At 61.8% G+C, this 17,334-nt stretch carries 16 protein-coding genes; 2 read left to right on the top strand and 14 right to left on the bottom strand.

Going from position 1 to position 17,334, the window contains the following annotated elements:
- Positions 1-78: 78 nt before the first annotated feature.
- Positions 79-2,247, top strand: coding sequence for an esterase-like activity of phytase family protein (locus QOV41_RS04710; RefSeq protein WP_284579872.1), 2,169 nt, complete (start codon positions 79-81; stop codon positions 2,245-2,247).
- A 140-nt stretch (positions 2,248-2,387) separates the two neighbouring features.
- Positions 2,388-2,831, top strand: coding sequence for a GNAT family N-acetyltransferase (locus QOV41_RS04705; protein ID WP_284579870.1), 444 nt, complete (start codon positions 2,388-2,390; stop codon positions 2,829-2,831).
- Between the two features lie 116 nt (positions 2,832-2,947).
- Here the strand turns inward: QOV41_RS04705 and QOV41_RS04700 are convergent, their stop codons facing one another.
- From QOV41_RS04700 to QOV41_RS04635, 14 genes are all read right to left on the bottom strand, one after another.
- Entirely contained in the window at positions 2,948-3,982 is a 1,035-nt protein-coding gene (locus QOV41_RS04700; protein ID WP_284579868.1) for an ATP-dependent DNA ligase, read from the bottom strand.
- A gap of 116 nt (positions 3,983-4,098) precedes the next feature.
- The gene (locus QOV41_RS04695) at positions 4,099-4,809 is read right to left on the bottom strand and encodes an outer membrane protein (protein WP_284579867.1); all 711 of its coding nucleotides are present in this window, start codon (positions 4,807-4,809) and stop codon (positions 4,099-4,101) included.
- A 143-nt stretch (positions 4,810-4,952) separates the two neighbouring features.
- Complete coding sequence (glmM, locus tag QOV41_RS04690; RefSeq protein ID WP_284579866.1) at positions 4,953-6,296, bottom strand: phosphoglucosamine mutase; 1,344 nt, start codon at positions 6,294-6,296, stop codon at positions 4,953-4,955.
- Positions 6,297-6,430: 134 nt separating this feature from the next.
- On the bottom strand, positions 6,431-8,365 hold the full coding sequence (gene ftsH, locus QOV41_RS04685; RefSeq protein ID WP_284579865.1) for an ATP-dependent zinc metalloprotease FtsH: 1,935 nt from the start codon (positions 8,363-8,365) through the stop codon (positions 6,431-6,433).
- A gap of 161 nt (positions 8,366-8,526) precedes the next feature.
- The gene (gene tilS / locus QOV41_RS04680) at positions 8,527-9,801 is read right to left on the bottom strand and encodes a tRNA lysidine(34) synthetase TilS (protein WP_284579863.1); all 1,275 of its coding nucleotides are present in this window, start codon (positions 9,799-9,801) and stop codon (positions 8,527-8,529) included.
- Positions 9,786-10,754, bottom strand: a complete 969-nt coding sequence (gene ybgF / locus QOV41_RS04675) for a tol-pal system protein YbgF (protein WP_284579862.1) — start codon at positions 10,752-10,754, stop codon at positions 9,786-9,788. Before ybgF ends, tilS begins: the two co-directional genes overlap by 16 nt.
- Before the next feature lie 147 nt (positions 10,755-10,901).
- Positions 10,902-11,351: a peptidoglycan-associated lipoprotein Pal gene (gene pal, locus QOV41_RS04670; RefSeq protein WP_284581175.1), complete on the bottom strand. Its 450-nt coding sequence runs from the start codon at positions 11,349-11,351 to the stop codon at positions 10,902-10,904.
- 295 nt (positions 11,352-11,646) lie between these two features.
- Positions 11,647-12,957 (bottom strand): Tol-Pal system beta propeller repeat protein TolB, encoded by a 1,311-nt coding sequence (gene tolB, locus QOV41_RS04665; protein ID WP_284579861.1) that lies wholly within the window; start codon positions 12,955-12,957, stop codon positions 11,647-11,649.
- A gap of 25 nt (positions 12,958-12,982) precedes the next feature.
- Positions 12,983-14,212 (bottom strand): hypothetical protein, encoded by a 1,230-nt coding sequence (locus QOV41_RS04660; RefSeq protein WP_284579860.1) that lies wholly within the window; start codon positions 14,210-14,212, stop codon positions 12,983-12,985.
- 9 nt (positions 14,213-14,221) lie between these two features.
- A complete protein-coding gene (gene tolR / locus QOV41_RS04655; RefSeq protein WP_284579859.1) occupies positions 14,222-14,668 on the bottom strand; it encodes a protein TolR in 447 nt (148 codons plus the stop codon).
- Position 14,669: 1 nt separating this feature from the next.
- Positions 14,670-15,380, bottom strand: a complete 711-nt coding sequence (tolQ, locus tag QOV41_RS04650) for a protein TolQ (protein WP_284579857.1) — start codon at positions 15,378-15,380, stop codon at positions 14,670-14,672.
- A gap of 194 nt (positions 15,381-15,574) precedes the next feature.
- Positions 15,575-15,976 carry a tol-pal system-associated acyl-CoA thioesterase gene (gene ybgC, locus QOV41_RS04645; RefSeq protein ID WP_284579856.1) on the bottom strand — a complete coding sequence of 134 codons (402 nt, stop codon included), beginning with the start codon at positions 15,974-15,976 and terminating at the stop codon, positions 15,575-15,577.
- Entirely contained in the window at positions 15,969-16,529 is a 561-nt protein-coding gene (locus tag QOV41_RS04640; protein WP_284579855.1) for a rhomboid family intramembrane serine protease, read from the bottom strand. Before QOV41_RS04640 ends, ybgC begins: the two co-directional genes overlap by 8 nt.
- Positions 16,526-17,326 (bottom strand): metallophosphoesterase, encoded by an 801-nt coding sequence (locus QOV41_RS04635; protein ID WP_284579854.1) that lies wholly within the window; start codon positions 17,324-17,326, stop codon positions 16,526-16,528. Before QOV41_RS04635 ends, QOV41_RS04640 begins: the two co-directional genes overlap by 4 nt.
- Positions 17,327-17,334 lie beyond the last annotated feature (8 nt).

Below are 17,334 nucleotides of genomic sequence, written 5' to 3'. Positions count from 1 at the left end.
AATCTTTGCAGAACTGTCATGTGACCGTGTCCCAGCAGGCCTAGGGCAGGCCATCCGTCACACCCATTGGGGCACACAATGAAGCGTCATTCTGTTCTCGCCGGCCTGACCGCCGCGCTTTTAGCTGCCACTGCGGCAAGCGCCGCGGCCGCACCCGTTTTCAATCGCGTTGCCAGCTTCCCGGTCGCGCTCAACCACCCCGATGCGGAAGAAACCTCATCCGAGATCATCACCGCGTCCGAAGACGGGATGACGCTCGCCTATTCCGATAGCCCCGGTGGCGGCATCGGCTTCATCGACATCACAGATTTCGAGAAGCCCGCGCCTGCCGGCTACGTCGAAGTCGAGGGCGAGCCAACCTCGGTCACAATTATTGGCGACAAGCTCTACGCTGCCGTCAACACCAGCGAAGATTTCATCAATGTCTCGGGCCAGCTGTTGGTCATAGACCTTGCGAGCAAGCAGATCGAAGAGACTGTCGAACTTGGTGGCCAGCCAGACTCGATCGCCCGCAATGCTGAGGGCACCCTGTTGGCCATTGCTATCGAAAACGAGCGCGACGAAGATCTCAACGATGGCGCGCTGCCGCAGGCTCCTGCGGGTTCGGTCGTCCTCCTGACCATCGCCGATGGCCAACTCGACACCGCTTCGCTCAAGACGGTTGATCTGACCGGCCTTGCCGCCACTGCTGGCGAAGACCCCGAACCGGAATATGTCACCATCAACAGCCGCGACGAAGTGGCTGTATCCCTGCAGGAAAACAACGAGATCTTCATCATCGACGGCCAGACCGGCAGCGTCACCGGGCATTTCTCGGCCGGTGGGGCCGATCTCGAGAATATCGACGTTGCCGATGATGGCGCCCTCACCTTCACCGAGAACAGATCGGGGGTGCTGCGTGAGCCTGATGCCATTAAGTGGCTCGACGACGAGCGCATCGTCACCGTCAACGAAGGCGACTGGAGGGGCGGAGCCCGCGGCTTCACCATCTTCGACAAGACTGGCAACGTGCTGTTTGAAAGCGGTTCGGCAATGGAACTGGAGGCAGCCCGCCTCGGCCATTACCCCGATGACCGCGACAAGAAGGGCGTGGAGCCAGAAGGCCTGGAGATCGCCAGCTTTGACGATGAAACCTTGATGTTCGTCTCCCAGGAGCGCTCCTCGCTTGTCGCCATCTACAAGGACACCGGCGCTGAGCCTGAATACCTCCAGACCATCGCTTCGGGTATTGGGCCAGAAGGTTCTGTTGCCATTCCCAAGCGCAACCTCTTCATCACTGCCAATGAAAATGACCTCCGCGAGGACGGCCTGGCTGGCTCCCATGTCATGATCTTCGAGCGAGCCGAAGGCGAACCCGGCTACCCCCAGCTCATCGCCCAAGATGATGAGCACGGCGTGCCGTTCGGCTGGGCAGCAATCTCGGGTGCCGTGGCCGATCCCGAACAGACGGGGATTCTCTATGCCGTTTCCGACAGCGCCCTTTATTCTGCTCCGGCGATCTACACCATCGACGCTACCCAGCAGCCAGCCCGGATCACTGCCAAGACGCTAGTTACCCGCCAGGGGGCCCCGGCGCAGAAGCTCGATCTCGAAGGCATCACCCTTGATGGCGAAGGCGGCTTCTGGCTCGCTTCGGAAGGCGACACGCAAGACCTCACCCCGCACGCACTGTTCCATGTCGACGCCGAGGGTGAAATCCAGCGGGAAGTCGCGTTCCCAGCTGAATTGCTCGCAGTAGAAACGCGCTCGGGAGCCGAAGGCGTAGCCATGGTCGATGGTACCCTCTGGGTGGCCATCCAGCGCGAATGGAAGGATGACGAAAAGGGCACCGTCAAGCTCGTCTCCTACAATCCCGAAAGCGAGGAATGGGGCGCCGTGCTCTATCCACTCCAAGCTCCAGCCGAAGGCGCCTGGGTGGGCCTGTCCGAAATCACCGCCAATGGTGACCATGTCTACCTCATCGAGCGGGACAATCAGCTTGCGGACAAAGCCAGTCTCAAGCAGGTGACACGCGTCGCCACCAGCGAACTCCAGCCGGCAGCCCTGGGCAGCGAGCTTCCCACTGTCAGCAAGGAAGTCGTACGCGACCTCATTCCGGACCTCGAAGCCAACAACGGCTATGTGGTCGACAAGGTCGAAAGCCTGGCGATCGACACAGTTGGCACCGCTTATGTCATCACTGACAATGACGGGGTGGACGACTCCTCGGGCGAAACCTTCTTCTGGACCTTCAGCTTGAACCAGTAGACCGAGCATGTGGAAGGGGGCACCAGCTCCCTTCCTCTCTCCACGTCTCTTTGCTTTACTCCGACACAAAAGGCTGGCCTTGAACGCGGCCGTTGAGCAAGGTCAAGTGCAAGTCTGAGACAGCTTCGTGGTGACGGACCATGAAAATTCGAGCGGCAACTTACGCTGACGCCGAGGCGGGCGCGCAGGTCCTGCAGCGCTCGATCGCCGAACTGTGCCGCGCTGATCACAACGACAATGACACTGTTCTGGCAGCCTGGACTGCGAACAAGACACCGCGCAACTGGAAGATCTGGATCGATCAGAACGAGACAGAGCTCTTCGTGGCCGTTGCAAGTGACCAAATTGCTGGAGTTGGCATGCTGGATCACGCCGGCACAATCATGCTGAACTACGTCTCTCCCGACCACCGCTGGCGTGGAGTGAGCAAGGCGCTACTGGCACGCATGGAGCGACAGGCTTTCGATTGGGGCCTGCGAGAGTGCGTCGTGGAAAGCACGAATGCCGCCCGGCGCTTTTATGAAAGTGCGGGCTACCATGGATCATCCGACACGCCTCGCATGACCAAGACGATCTCTGTGTGATGTCCCAGCGGCACCAGACGCAGTTCTTCTAAGCGGGAAGAGGCCACGCCGACCATGTAAGAGCTTCGGAGAAGCACTCATCACGGTACGAAGGCGCCACGGTCCCGCTCACCGCCTTAGCGCGGCGCATCCGCGACGATCGCCTGGATGACACTATCGGGGGCAGCGGGCTGGGCGAGTTGGTCGAAAGTGCATTGCTCGGCCGCCGTGTCGGGGCGCCACCGGTGCAGGCGGGTGCCATGGCGAAAGCGGTCTCCGGTGATCTGGTCGTAGAGCACTTCAACCACCAGCTCAGGCTTGAGCGGCACCCATTCAGCCGAGCGTTCGGTCGACCAGCGGCTGGGCCCCCCTGGTGCCTTGCCGGTGAAGCCGGAGCCGCCCTTGAGCTTTTCCAGCCTTCTCGTTAGGTCCGGCTTGTCCTTAGCGGCTATGCCAGAGGTGAAGCCCACATGGTCGAGCATGCCTTGCGCATTATATAGCCCCAGGAGCAGCGAGCCGACTTCGGTGCTGTGCGTGCCATAGCGGAACCCACCAACGACGCAGTCTGCAGAGCGAATGCGCTTGGCCTTGAGCATGGCGCGCTCGCCACTGGCATAAGCGCCATCGAGCCGCTTGGCGATAACGCCGTCAAGTTCAGTGCTGAGATTACCGAACCAGGCAGCAGCAGTTTTCCGTTCCCGTGTGCTCGGCGAGAGCCGAAGCGCGGGCGCGTCCACTCCAGCAACGAAGGTCTCGAGCGCCGCACGGCGCTCCTGGAGCGGCGCATCCCGCCAGGCGCGGCTCCCCTCCTCCAAGAGATCAAAGACTATCAGGAGGGCCGGCGTCTCAGCCGAAAGCCTGCGTACGCGACTTTCGGCCGGGTGGAGGCGCTGTTGCAGAGCATCAAAGGACGCCATGCCGCCAATCGGCACGACGAGTTCGCCGTCGAGCATGAAGCGCTGCTGGGGCAACCCCGCAATAAGATCCACAATCTCGGGGAAGTAACGGCCGAGCGGCTTGCCGGACTTGGCCCAGAGATCGACTTGGGTGCCTTGTCTGATCGCGAGGCAGCGGAAACCATCCCATTTGGGCTCGAACTGCCAGCCCGCGCCATCCGGCAGCTCGGAAACGAGCTTGGCCTCCATGGGCGGTATGAACGAGAGATCGGCCATTAGTTCCTCCTTTTCAACGCAACGATAGGAGGCCTAGCTTGGTGCCGCGAGGGGCGGGCAAAAAGAAGTCGGCGCCCACGAGGAGCGCCGACTTTCGATCTGGTGGTAACTGAGGATTAGTTGAAGCGATAGCGGAGCGAGCCGCGCACTTCGTGGATCAGCGGGTCGTTGATGTAGTACGAAGTGCTCGGACCGCGCTGAGCATTGGTGATCTCAGGCATATAGAGACCGCGATAGCCGAGGTCGGCAACGATTGAACCCATATCGTAGGTTACGCCAGCCATAACAGCAGCCGTGGGAGCCCAGGACTCGCCATCGGGCGTAGGTACACCGCCAGTGATGGAGGTCTGGTTGTAGGCGCCACCGATACCGGCACCGACATAGGCGCCAAAGCCGCCAGCCGCACCACCGCCCGAGATTGGGAAGTCGTAGTAGGCGTTGGCGAGCAGTATGGTGGAGCGGAGTTCCAGCTCATAGGTGTCGTCAGTGAGCCCCTTGTTGCGGAGGTGGTCAAGCGTCACATCTGCGCGGAAACCCGTGCCAGTCTCGTAGCCTACGCCGGCACCGAAGGAATAGCCGAAGCCCGCCTCGGTGAAGTCCAGCTCGGTACCAGTGCCCACACAAGTGGTGGGGCAGCCAGGGGTATAGTCACGAGCCCAGAGCCAGTTACCGGCCACCGAACCACGTAGATAGAAAGAGCCTTCATAACCGTAGTCGACATCGGGAATGTCGATGACGGGCGGATAGTAGGGCAGATCGGCAGCCAGTGCCGGGGCAGCAATTGCGGCGGCTCCTGCCACCATCGCCGCAGCGATGAGCTTGCGCATGGAAAATTGGTCCTTGGGTTGCCACGACACCAGTCGAATGCGCCCAATATCGGCCAATAGTCTTAAAGGTGACTTAACCCTAAGGCTTAACCCTAACGGTGCCCTGCCGAGGTCCGATTTTGCCTCGGCTGAGGCACGATGACTTACGCTACCGCGAGGATCGCCTGCTCGACTTGGGCAACGACCTTGGACACTACGGCGGCATCATCCGCCTCCCCCATGACCCGGATCACCGGCTCGGTACCCGAAGCGCGCACGACAAGGCGGCCGCCGGTGCCCAGCATCGCCTGGCCATCGGCAATGGCCTGGATGACCTGCTTGTGCTCGAGCGGCTTGCCGGTTTTGAACTTCACACTGCGCAACAATTGCGGGACCTTGGTAAATCGCGCGCAGATCTCCGAGATCGAGCGCTCTTCCTGCTTGAGGACAGCGAGTAGTTGCAGCGCCGCGACGAGGCCATCACCGGTGGTGGTAAAATCGGAGAGAATGATGTGGCCCGACTGCTCGCCCCCAACATTGAAGCCTTTGGCACGCATCGCTTCGAGGACGTAGCGATCACCAACCTGCGTGCGTTCAAGAGTGAGGCCTAGGGAGGTCAGGTGGCGTTCCAGCCCAAGATTGCTCATGATGGTGGCAACAATACCGCCGCCGATCAGCATTTCGCGCTTGAGCCAGCTTTCAGCAATGACCGCCATCAGCTGATCGCCGTCGATCACATTGCCCTTTTCATCGACAATGATAACGCGGTCAGCGTCACCGTCGAGTGCGATGCCGATATCGGCACGTACTTCCTTGACCTTGGCGGCGACTGCTTCGGGAGCGGTCGAGCCCACCTTGTGGTTGATGTTGTAACCGTCAGGCTCCACGCCGATGGTGATGACCTCGGCCCCAAGTTCCCAAAGGGCGATTGGCGCCACCTTGTAGGCGGCACCATTGGCGCAATCGAGCACCACGCGGAGGCCGGACAGATCAATGTTCCGCGGCATGGTGCGCTTGGCGTATTCGATATAGCGCGTGCGGGCTTCCTCATCGCGGTGCGCCCGACCGATCTCGCGCCCATGCGCGAGATAGTGCGTCATGTCGCTGTCGATCAGCTTTTCAATCTCGAGCTCGATCTCGTCGCTGAGCTTGTAGCCATCGGGACGGAAGAGCTTGATGCCGTTGTCATCGTATGGGTTGTGCGAAGCGGAGATCATGACGCCGAGATCAGCGCGGAGCGAGCGCGTCAGCATGGCCACGGCGGGCGTGGGCATGGGTCCCAGCAGATAAACATCCATGCCGACGGCCGTGAAGCCGGCGGTCAGCGCCTGTTCGAGCATGTAGCCGGAGCGGCGAGTATCCTTGCCGATCACCACGCGGTTGCGGTGGTCGCCCCGCACGAATTTCGTGCCAGCGGCCATTCCGACCTTGAGCGCGAGTTCGGGTGTTAGCTTGGTGCCGTTGGCGAGCCCGCGAATGCCGTCCGTACCAAAATACTTCCTGGCCATGATCTCAGTCCCCTACAGCCCCGAACTGGGCTCGATTCCATAATACCACTTTTGTGAGCGCAATAGCGGACAAGCAGCACAAACAAAAGGGCCGCCTGTGGCGACCCTTAACAGTGTGACCTGTTCGCTACGGATCAGGAACCGGGCTGCGGCTCCAGTCCACCCTCGGGTGGAGCGTCTGGGCGGCGCCGGCCGGGCTTTCCGGCAGCGGGGACGCCGCTGGCCTTGGGAGCAGTCGGGCCGCCCGTATCATCGGGACGGACAGGCTGCTTGCCGTCCATCAGGTCGCGCAGTTCGTCGCCCGTAAGGGTCTCGTACTCCAGCAGCGCCTGAGCAACGGCTTCCCACTGCTCCTCATAGGTAGCGAGAATCTCGCGGGCACTGCGTTCGCCATCCTCGATCAGGCGACGGACTTCTTCGTCGATGATCTTGGCGGTCTCGTCCGACATATTGTTGGACTGCGTGACCGAGTGGCCAAGAAAAACTTCCTGGTCATTGCTCTTATAGCGGACGCGGCCAAGCTTTTCGCTCATGCCCCATTCCATGACCATGGAGCGGGCAAGATTGGTCGCCATCTGGATATCGCCAGAAGCGCCGGACGTGACCTTCTCAGCGCCAAACTTGATGATCTCGGCTTCCCGGCCACCAAACAGCATGGTGAGGCGGGCCAGTGCCTTTTCGCGAGAGAACGAATAGCTGTCGGTCTCGGGCAAGGTCATGACCATACCAAGAGCCCGGCCGCGTGGAATGATCGTCGCCTTGTGGATGGGATCGATGCCGGCAACCTTGAGGGCGATGATGGCGTGACCGGCTTCGTGATAGGCGGTCAGCTTTTTCTCGTCGTCCGTCATGGCCATGGTGCGGCGCTCGGCGCCCATCATGATCTTGTCCTTGGCGTCTTCGAACTCCTGGTGGGTGACGAAGCGCTTGTTGCGTCGGGCCGCCATCAGGGCTGCCTCGTTGACGAGATTCATGAGGTCTGCACCCGAAAAGCCAGGAGTACCACGGGCCAGAACCTTGAGATCAACGTCGGGCGCCAGCGGCACCTTGCGGACGTGAACTTTCAGCACCTTTTCGCGACCAGCCACATCGGGGTTCGGCACCACGACCTGACGGTCAAAGCGGCCGGGCCGCAGGAGAGCCGGATCAAGCACGTCGGGACGGTTGGTGGCGGCGATGAGGATAATCCCCTCATTGGCCTCAAAGCCGTCCATCTCGACTAGCAACTGGTTAAGGGTCTGCTCACGCTCATCGTTACCACCACCAAGACCGGCGCCGCGCTGGCGACCGACCGCGTCGATTTCGTCGATGAAGATAATACAGGGCGCGTTCTTCTTGGCCTGCTCAAACATATCGCGGACGCGGCTGGCGCCGACACCGACGAACATTTCAACGAAGTCCGAACCCGAAATGGTGAAGAAGGGCACATTGGCTTCGCCCGCCACGGAGCGCGCGAGTAGCGTCTTACCGGTACCCGGAGGGCCCACAAGCAGCACGCCGCGTGGGATGCGGCCGCCCAGGCGCTGGAACTTGCCGGGATCGCGCAAAAATTCCACGATCTCTTCGAGATCCTGCTTGGCTTCATCCACGCCGGCAACGTCTTCAAACGTCACCTTGCCATGCGTTTCGGTAAGGAGCTTGGCGCGCGACTTGCCAAAGCCCATCGCGCCGCCGCGACCGCCACCCTGCATCTGCCGAATGAAGAAGAACCACACACCGATGATGACAAGGAAGGGCAACCAGCTCGACAGCAGGATCGACCAGAACGGGCTGGCTTCGGGTTCCTGAGCGGTGATGTTGACGCCGCCGTCTTCAAGGCGCGTGATGACATCAGCGCCTTGCGGAACGATGGTCTCGAAACGCGTGCCGTCGCGCAGCGTACCCGTCACCACATTATCGGTGATGGTCACGCTCGTGACGCTGCCGGCGTTCACGTCGGAGACGAATTCGCTGTAGCTTTTGTCGGAAACCGAAATCGATCGGGTGGAAGACTGAAAGACCTGGAACAGGCCCATCAGCATGAAAAGTATGACCAGCCAGATGGCGAAGTTTCGGAAGTTTCCGTTCATCAATCCTGTCCCGGAGATGCCAGCAGAAGGGGCTCTGGCGCTGCGCCGAATGTATGTCCGGCATTAGGGCGTTACAAGGGCAGGACCTGCGGCCCTTTTCGTGTCTCGTCCAGTCATAATGTCGCGACTGGGTTAATACGCCGTGCCGAGTCGAAGGTTCCTCAGTCGATCAGCAGTTGCACCTTAATGCGCTCATCGAAGGACCAACCGCCCAGCGAGAGTACGTCGCCTTGCGGGTCACGCACGATCGGAGCAGTGCGAATGGCTTCGACTGGCGCGGTTACCTTGAAGCCCAGAAAATCCTCCAGACGATGCCGCGGCAGATAGTCGGTGACACTAGCGGTAAGGCCTGTCTCGTCTGATCCATTGGTGATGAGAAAGCGCTCGTCCCAGACCAGCTCTCCCCGCGGCACCAGAATGGTGTCGGGCGGCACGGCGCGGCCCGGCTCCCGGGCGACCACCACAGCATCGCCTTTGGTCCGGACAACGCAACCGAGAACCGTGCTACCTTTAACGATGGTGCCGTTCACGAGATCCTCTCGCAACCGCTCGACTTGGCCGAGGGCGCGTGGCTTTTGCCGACCCCCAACTATATTGAGAACGCGGCCCAAGAGGCGGGTCGAAACGGCAGCTGGCAAGCCAACAAAGGCAGCCTGCTCGAGGCGGGCAGCACCGAAGCCATCGAGGCGAACCAGTTCACTGAAGCAGGCATCGGCCATCTGTGCGATGGCTTCGTCGGCTTCGGCCATCCGGGAGGCGAAGGTCGCGATGGTCGCCGGATCAAGTCCAAGTTCTGACAAGCGCGGCATGGCCTGGCGCCAGCGCACCCGCTCGTAATGCGGATCGTTATTAGACGGGTCCGAGACGGGCGTGAGGCCAGCCTCTGCTACCAATGCGCGAAGAGAGGCAGGGTCGACGTCGAGCAAGGGACGATGCACCCGCACGCCCTCCACCATCGCCACCGGCGTTATCCCACGCAGACCTTCGATGCCGCTGCCATGGGCGAGCCGCATCAACACCGTCTCCGCTTGGTCCGTGCGATGGTGCGCCGTAAGGAGAACTGAAACGCCATCCTGTGCCATGGCGGCACCGATCAAACGATACCGAGCAACGCGGGCCGCTTCCTGGAGACCGGAACGTGGCTTAGGCGCAGTCCAGGTGAGGCCTGTGGCGCGTAGGCCCAGCTGCTCGGCCACTCCCATCACTATGGCAACTTCGCCGGCGGCTTCAGGGCGGATCCCATGGTCGACCGAATAGACGTGAAACCTTGGCGATGCCTTAAGGCCTGCCGCCCAGCGTTGCGCTAGGAGCATCAACGCCAGGCTGTCGGCCCCGCCAGAAACGGCAAGGCCGATCGCGGGCTCGCCATCAAGACCATCGAAGAGGCGTTGCAGTTCCTTGGGGTCGCCCAGATCAGGGCTCAAGCGGGCGGGCATTCAGCGTTGGCCTTGACCTCGGCTAAACGGGCCTCGAACGCCGCAGGCTGATCGGGGAACCGCCGCTCAACTTCACCAAAGGTGCGGCAGGCCGTTTCCCGCTCGCCCGCACCGGCCAATGAGATGCCCAACTTGAGCAGCAGGTCAGGCGCGCGCGGGCTATCGGGAGCTTCCTGAAAAGCGGTGAGCAGCACGTCCGCCGCCTCGCTATAGGCGCCGCGCTGGAGCATAGCGTCGCCCAGCCAGTTGGCAGCCTCGGTTGCCTGCGGATTATCCGGATAGAGTTCGAGGAATTGGCTGAACTGCTCTTCGGCAAAGACGTAGTCCCCGCGCACCATGGCTTCATATCCAGCGGCAAACTGCGCGTCGGCATCCGCATTGCCGCTCTCTGCGGTGGCGGGATCGTAGTTGAGATCGATCGGCTGGCCGGTTGCTAGATCAATGCCGCCCTCTGAACCCGTGCCCAGCAATGGATCACCCGATGCGCCAACTTCGCCTTCGGCACCGGTACCGTCATCGAAGGTAGGATCGAATTCGACCTCGCCCGGTAGAGGCTGGACCCCCTGCTCGGGTATATCAGTCATCGGCACATCCGCTTCGGGGGCTGCTTCAGCAGCTGGCGCCGTGTCCGGCACAGCCTGCCCTGCCCCGGACGAACTCTCCAGCCGCTCGATGATCGTCTGCATCTGGGTCATCTGGAAGGTCAAACCCTCCACCTGCCCGTTGAGCACGCGAACCTGTTCTTCCAATTGCTGGATGCGCACCATCAACTGAGCTGGATCGGCCTGGGCCACATGAATGCGGGCGGGGCTGGAATTGGTGTAGCTCAATCCCGCCAGCTCTCCCGGCAGATCGCGAGCGGCGGCTTGCGCTGGTCCAGCGCCGAGCAGAGTACAAAGGGCCGCCACAGCCATGGGCATACGGCTCTTGAGGGAGAGTTTCGGAAAAGTCAAAGAGGCCTCCGGTTCGCTGTCGCCAGTTGCGGGAACATGGTGAGCACGAGCGGGAAAATGAAGGCCAATTTTGGTCAAAACAAAGCGCCCGTACCATAATCTGGCACGGGCGCTGTGATGAGGGGCGGCTTTGGAGTCAGCTAACGCTTACTGGACGACCGTCACGGCGCGACGATTCTGGCTCCAGCAGGAGATATCGTTACAAATCGCTACCGGACGTTCCTTGCCGAAGGACTGGGAGGTGATCCGCTGCGCATTGACGCCACGCGAGACCAGGTAGTTCACGACCACCGAGGAGCGGCGGGCGCCAAGAGCGATATTATATTCACGGGTCCCGCGTTCGTCGGCATGGCCTTCGATAAGAACACGGTAGTTGCCGTACTGGTTAAGCCAGGCTGCCTGCTTGTCCAGCGTGGCCATGGCTTCACTGGTGAGCGAGCTGGAATCGGTTTCGAAGAACACGCGATCGCCAACCGATACAAGGAATTCCTGCTGGCTGCCGGGAGCGCCGCCGCCCGGGCCTAGATTGCCAACTCCCGTCGGCATGGTGTTGGGCGTACGGGAACAGGCCGCCACGACGGCGACGAAGAAGAGCATCGCTACAGCACGCAACGCGGTATTAAGGGGGGCGGGGATGACCACGGGTCGGGCTCCTGAAGGGCAACAATCTTAAGCACGGCATTTACCGCGCTTAGTGTTAAGGCGGGGTTTGCCGGCTTGGTTAATCTTTGCCTATCGCGGCCTGAATGTGGCCGGAAACCTGGCTTTTCTGTGGCGGTGCAGATCGGCCACAGTACTCAGCCACGACCACGTTAAGGTTAAGCCGGAGGTGGGAAAGGCTGCAAAAAGCCCTCCCGCTGTGCTGCGGGAGGGCTTTTGAATAGGTGTCTGACTAGCTGCGCAGACCTGACCAGGCCGGGTCGGAAGCGTAGGTCTCGGTCGGAATGTTCACCGGGCTGCGACCCCAAATATCGACGCTCATCAGGCGCGGACCGTCATTGCCACCCGGATCTTGGAAGAACATGATGACGCGACCATTTGGAGCCCAGGTCGGACCTTCGGCATGGAAGCCCGAATAGAGCAGACGCTCACCTGAGCCATCAGGGTTCATCACGCCAATGCTGAACTGACCGCCCGATTGTCGGGTGAAGGCAATCAAATCGCCCTGGGGTGACCAGACAGGTGTTGAATAGCTGCCCTGGCCGAAGCTGACGCGCTGCGGATTGCCGCCGCCCGAACTCATCATGTAAATCTGCGGTGACCCGCCGCGATCGCTTTCAAAAACAATCCGCGACCCATCTGGAGAATAGGACGGACCGGTGTCGATCGCGGCGCCCGAGGTCAACTGTAGAGGCTGCCCGCCTCCCGTGCCCACCGCGTAGATGTTGGTGGCGCCACCCTGCTCGACCGAGAAAGCCACTGTGCTGCCGTCCGGCGAAAAGCGGGGTGCGAAGGTCATGGCACCGACCGAAGCCAGGCGCCGCTGCTGCCCTGTCGAAAGCTGGAGCAGGTAAACCTGCGGATTCCCCTCGGCAAAATTCATATAGGTGACCATGTCGCCATTGGGCGAGAAGCGCGGGGTCAGCGCCATGGCCGAACCATCGGTCAGGTACTGCGAGTTGGCGCCATCCTGGTCCATGATCGCCAAGCGCCGCACGCGATTGGCCTTGGGGCCACTTTCAGCGACATAGATGACGCGAGTATCGAAATAGCCGCTGCCGCCGGTCAGGGCGGTATAGATCGCGTCCGAAATAATGTGCGCGATGCGACGCGATGAGTTCGGATCGGTGTTGTAGCTCTGGCCCACGACCTGGGTGCCCTGCCGAACGTCCCAAACGCGAACCGAGGATGAGATCTGGCCACCGCGTTCCACCGTGCCCATGACCACCGCGTCGACATTGACGGTTAGCCAAGTCGGGAAATCGGGGGTGGCGTTCACATCACCCACCTGAACCGGCAAGGCGGCCGGATCGAGCGGCAGGAACAGGCCGGAGCGCTGCAGGTTTGCCCGGACAATGCTCGCGATCTCACGGCCGAACGTGGGATCGGATGATGCAAAGTCGGGAATGGCGATCGGTAGTGCCCGGAAATTGGCGCCTTCGACAGTGATGTTGAGCTGCGCCAAAGCTTGGGGAGCAGCTGCGAGAGCCACACCGCTCGCCAAACCAAGCATCAAGGCGCTGCGCCGGGTGAAAAGGGTCATTTCAGTCTCCATTCCTGCCAAGAAGTCACGGACGCAACGTGACGTTGATGTTCGACCATTGGTCGTAGGTATTTGCCGACAGCATGCTGTAAGGGCCGCATCCGGCGACCGCGCTAACAGCCTTCTGCGCAATGATAACGGCCTCAGCTTGCTGGCTGACCGACACAATGCGCGGCACATCCTGCAGAGAGCCATCCTGGTTGAGGCGCATGTTCACCACCACTTCCGCGCCACTCGCCTGCTCGTTTGGTAGCAAGTTCCAGCATTGCTTTATCTGAGCAACCAAAGCACCGATCTCGGTCTGGCTAAGCGTCGCTGATGTTCCGGTCGTATCACCCAGGGTAGGACTGCCGCCCTGCCCGGTCGTAGCACCGGTGGAGTTATCGCGGTTGATGATGGCAGAAATATCGTCGGCCAAGGCCGCGTCGAGTTGTTCGCTCTGGCGCGTCTCTTCTGCCTGCTCTGCCGCAGCGGCGCGCTCGCGTTCGCGCTCCTGCTCCCGCTCGGCGGCGGCTTCAGCCTCGGCGGTGCGCTGCCGTTCCCGTTCTTCTTCTTCGCGACGACGACGTTCGGCCTCGGCCTCGGCGAAGCGTTCCCGCAATTGGGCAAGGTTGGACGGCCGCGCCGCAGGGGCTGGCGCTTGCACCGTCGGCTCTTCGGGCAGCGGCTCTGTCACAGGCTCGGGCTCCGCCACGGGTTCTGGCATCGGCTCCGGCTCTGGCACAGGTTCTGGAATCGGCTCTGGCTCCGGTTGGGGCTCTGGCTCAGGTTCCGGCTCGGGCGCAGGCTCCGGCGGCGTGGGACGCGTCACCGGTGTTGGCGGTGTGGGCTCGGGAAGTGGCTCAGGGACCGGCTCTGGCTCAGGCTCGGGCTCAGGTGCTGGCGGCGGCGGAGGTACCGGCTCGGGCTCAGGCTCTGGCTCGGGCGCGGTCTGCGGTTCAGGCGCCGAACTAGTGACCGGCATAGGCGTGGGGATATCAGCCTCGCTTGGCGTCGGCTGATCTTGCTCGGTGTTGCCGGTGGGTTGAGCGACCTCGGCTGGCTGATCGTCTTCGACCACCGCAGGGGCATCGGTTTCGACCACTTCGCTGTCCAGCGAACCTAAACGAATGTTGTTGAAGTCGCTCATTGGCACAAGGTCCACCGCGATGGCCTGCTCCACCGTCTCCAACGGCTCGGCGAGGCCCAGATTGACAAGGCCAATCCCGAGCACCGCAAGGTGGGCAACAACGGAAGCGGTGAGGCCGAAGCGCATCGGACTGGCCTATTGCTCCTGCTGGGTGATCAACCCGATCTTGGTGAAACCGGCAGCCGAGAGCAGACCCATAACGCGCATGACCGAACCGTAATTCGCCGTGGTGTCCCCGCGCAGGAAAATGCGGTCCTCGGTACCATTGGTGGTGAGGCCGCTCACCGTTTCCACGAGACTGGCTTCGGTTACCGGGCTTTCCCCTACAAAGATCGCGCCATCGGGGCTGACCGACACCGTTACGGGCTGCGCCTGGCTTTCGAGTGCATTGGCCGCGGTACGTGGCAGGTCGAGCGGCACGCCAGCCGTCATCATCGGCGCCGCCACCATGAAGATGATGAGCAACACGAGCATCACGTCCACCATTGGGGTGACGTTGATCTCGCTCATCACGCCCCGGCTCTTGCGACGACGGCGGCGACCCCCACCTCCGCCGCCGCCTGCGGTTGCACCCATACCCATGCTAGCGGTTCCGTGCTTCGAGCTGGCGGGAGAGGATGGTGGAGAACTCGTCGGCAAAGCCCTCGAGCCGCCCGATGATCTTGCCGGCGTCGGACGACAACTTGTTGTAGGCAATAACGGCGGGGATAGCCGCCACGAGGCCAATGGCGGTGGCAAAGAGCGCTTCGGCGATCGGGCCGGCGACAACCGCCAGATTGGTGTTGGACGAGGCCGCAATGGCGGTAAAGGCGTTCATGATGCCCCAGACGGTGCCGAAGAGGCCGATAAATGGACCGGCCGAACCGACCGTCGCCAGGAAGCCAAGGCGTTTTTCGAGCTGCTCGCTTTCGCGGGAGATCGCCACGTCGAGCACCTTGTCGAGGCGCTGCTGCATGCCGACGAAACTGGCTGCGTTCTGCTCGTGGCTGCGCTTCCATTCTTTCATGGCAGCAACAAAGACCGAACCCAGACCGCCCGAGGGCTTCTCGGCTTCGCTCTGGTAGAGCTCTTCCAGCGACTGGCCCGACCAGAAGGTGCGCTCAAACCGATTCATATCCGATTGCATGCGGCGGTAGGCGATGGTCTTGTCGATGATGATCGCCCAGCACCAGACAGAGGCTGCCAGCAGGCCCAACATGACGGATTTCACGATCCAGTCAGCGGCCCAGAACAAGCCCCACATGGACAAGTCTGCGTGGGGCGCAACAGCTCCCACAGTCTCCACGGCTTCCATGCAGTGATCCTTTTTCGGCCCGGTTCCACACACCCCGGCCCCATGACGCATGGCGATGAGGTCGAAATCTGTCAAAATTAAGAGAAATGCTGTGCATCGCAGGCCTTTGCCGGCCGGCGCGCGGGCGCAGCTTCCCTTTGTGCCAAGTATGGTCAATGAGAGGTTAAGAAAGAGATTCTGCGGAGCGGGCCGGACTAACTTCTAGCTGCCAGTCGCTCCAGCAGCAGGCGCGGCATCCGCGCCGGACCGCCGCTGGTTTTGATGGCCGCAACCACGACTGTGGCCCGCGTCAGCACCTGCTCGTCACGCAAAATTGCCTGGCTGAGGGTGAGGCGGGCGCCGGTGACCTTCTCGATGGTGGTTGAAACGGTCAGCAGATCGTCGATGCGGGCAGCTCCATCGAACTCGATCTGCATCGATCGAACGGCGAAGGCGACACCCTGCTCCGCCAGCTCCACATGATGCACGCCCTGTACCCGCAGGAACTCGGTACGCCCGCGCTCGAAGAACTTAAGATAGGCGGCGTGGTAGACATTGCCGGAGAAATCGGTGTCTTCGTAGTAGATGCGGACGGGGAAAGTGTGCGGCTCAGCCATGCTCACGCAATAACGTAAAGGCGCGGCGCGATCGAGCCATGACGATGCCGACCAGCGCACCGGCAATGATTGGGGGCCCATGAATGTCCTGGAGATAGACCACATAGGCCGTTCCGGCGAGATAGAGCAGCACCAGGGGCACGCGCACGATCCAGCGCACCTCGCGATAGCGTGCCCAGCCCGCCAGCGTCAATCCGACCAGTCCCCCCAAGCCCACGGAAAGCCCACCGCCGACGGGATACCAGAGGACGGCGAAAAGCTCGGCCGCCAGCACGCCGCCGACAAATGCCACAACCCAGGCGAGACGGGACCAGTGCTGTTCGACAAACCAGCCGATGAACAGCAGCCCGACAAGGTTGAAGATGATCTGAAGCGGGCCGTTGGTGTGGATAAAGGCGCCGCTCGCCATGCGCCAGAGCTCGCCGGCAAGGACCCGCTCTGCTTCCCAGCGCAGATGGCCAACCAGCTCCGGCCAGATTGTCTGAGCGGTGACAAAAAGCAGCATGATCGCAGCGACGACAAGGGTCAGCCATGGCCAGCGCAGCCCGATCATTCCTTTGCCTGCTGGCCCAGTTCGATCAGCAGCATCTCGGCGGGAGCACCCAAGCGGATCGGCAGCCCGGAATAGCCAAGGCCACCCGAAACGATGAGGTGGCGGTCGCCTTCAATCACGTGGCCATGGAGAAAGCGCTGCCCGAAGCGGGAGGGCACAACGGGCGCGTAGCCGAAGAGGGTGACCTGCCCGGCATGGGTATGACCGCTGAGGGTCAGCGCCACGCGTTCTGGAACGTCAGGGAAGATGTCCGGCTCATGCGCCATGAGGAGGATGGGCTCGTCCGTGGTAACCTGAGCCAGCGTCGCCGGGAGGTCGTCGAGGCCAAAGCCGAGCCTGACCTTCTCACGCTTTGGCAGAAGTGCGTATTGATCGCCGAGACCGGCTAACCAGAAGCCGCGCCCCTGTGTCTCAAGACGAGCGGCTTGGTTGATGTAGACGGGTAGGTTCACCGCGTACAACGCAGATGTGACAGCCGCAGCTTCAGCCGCACTGCCGCTTCCCAGCTTGTAATCGTGATTGCCTAGAATGGCATGCACGCCGAGTGGAGCAGAGAGCGCCGCCAGAGGCTCAGCCCAATCACTAGCTGCCGGGCGGCTGAACCGCGGCCCGTCGAGATAATCGCCCAGGAGCAGGATGATGTCCGGCTTGAGCGCGTTCGCTTGAGCGCAGATGGCAGCGAGGCGCCGCGCATTCATCCAAGGGGTGCACAGATGAAAGTCGCTCAGTGCGACGATGCGCAGCGGAAAGTCAGCCGGCCATTGCGGCAGGTGCGGCGCGTAACTCGCGACACGCACCCATCTGC

The sequence above is a fragment of the Devosia sp. RR2S18 genome (genome assembly GCF_030177755.1).
Lineage (GTDB): Bacteria > Pseudomonadota > Alphaproteobacteria > Rhizobiales > Devosiaceae > Devosia > Devosia rhizosphaerae.
Note: the sequence above shows the minus strand (reverse complement) of the source record. Positions and strands in the feature narration are given on the sequence as shown.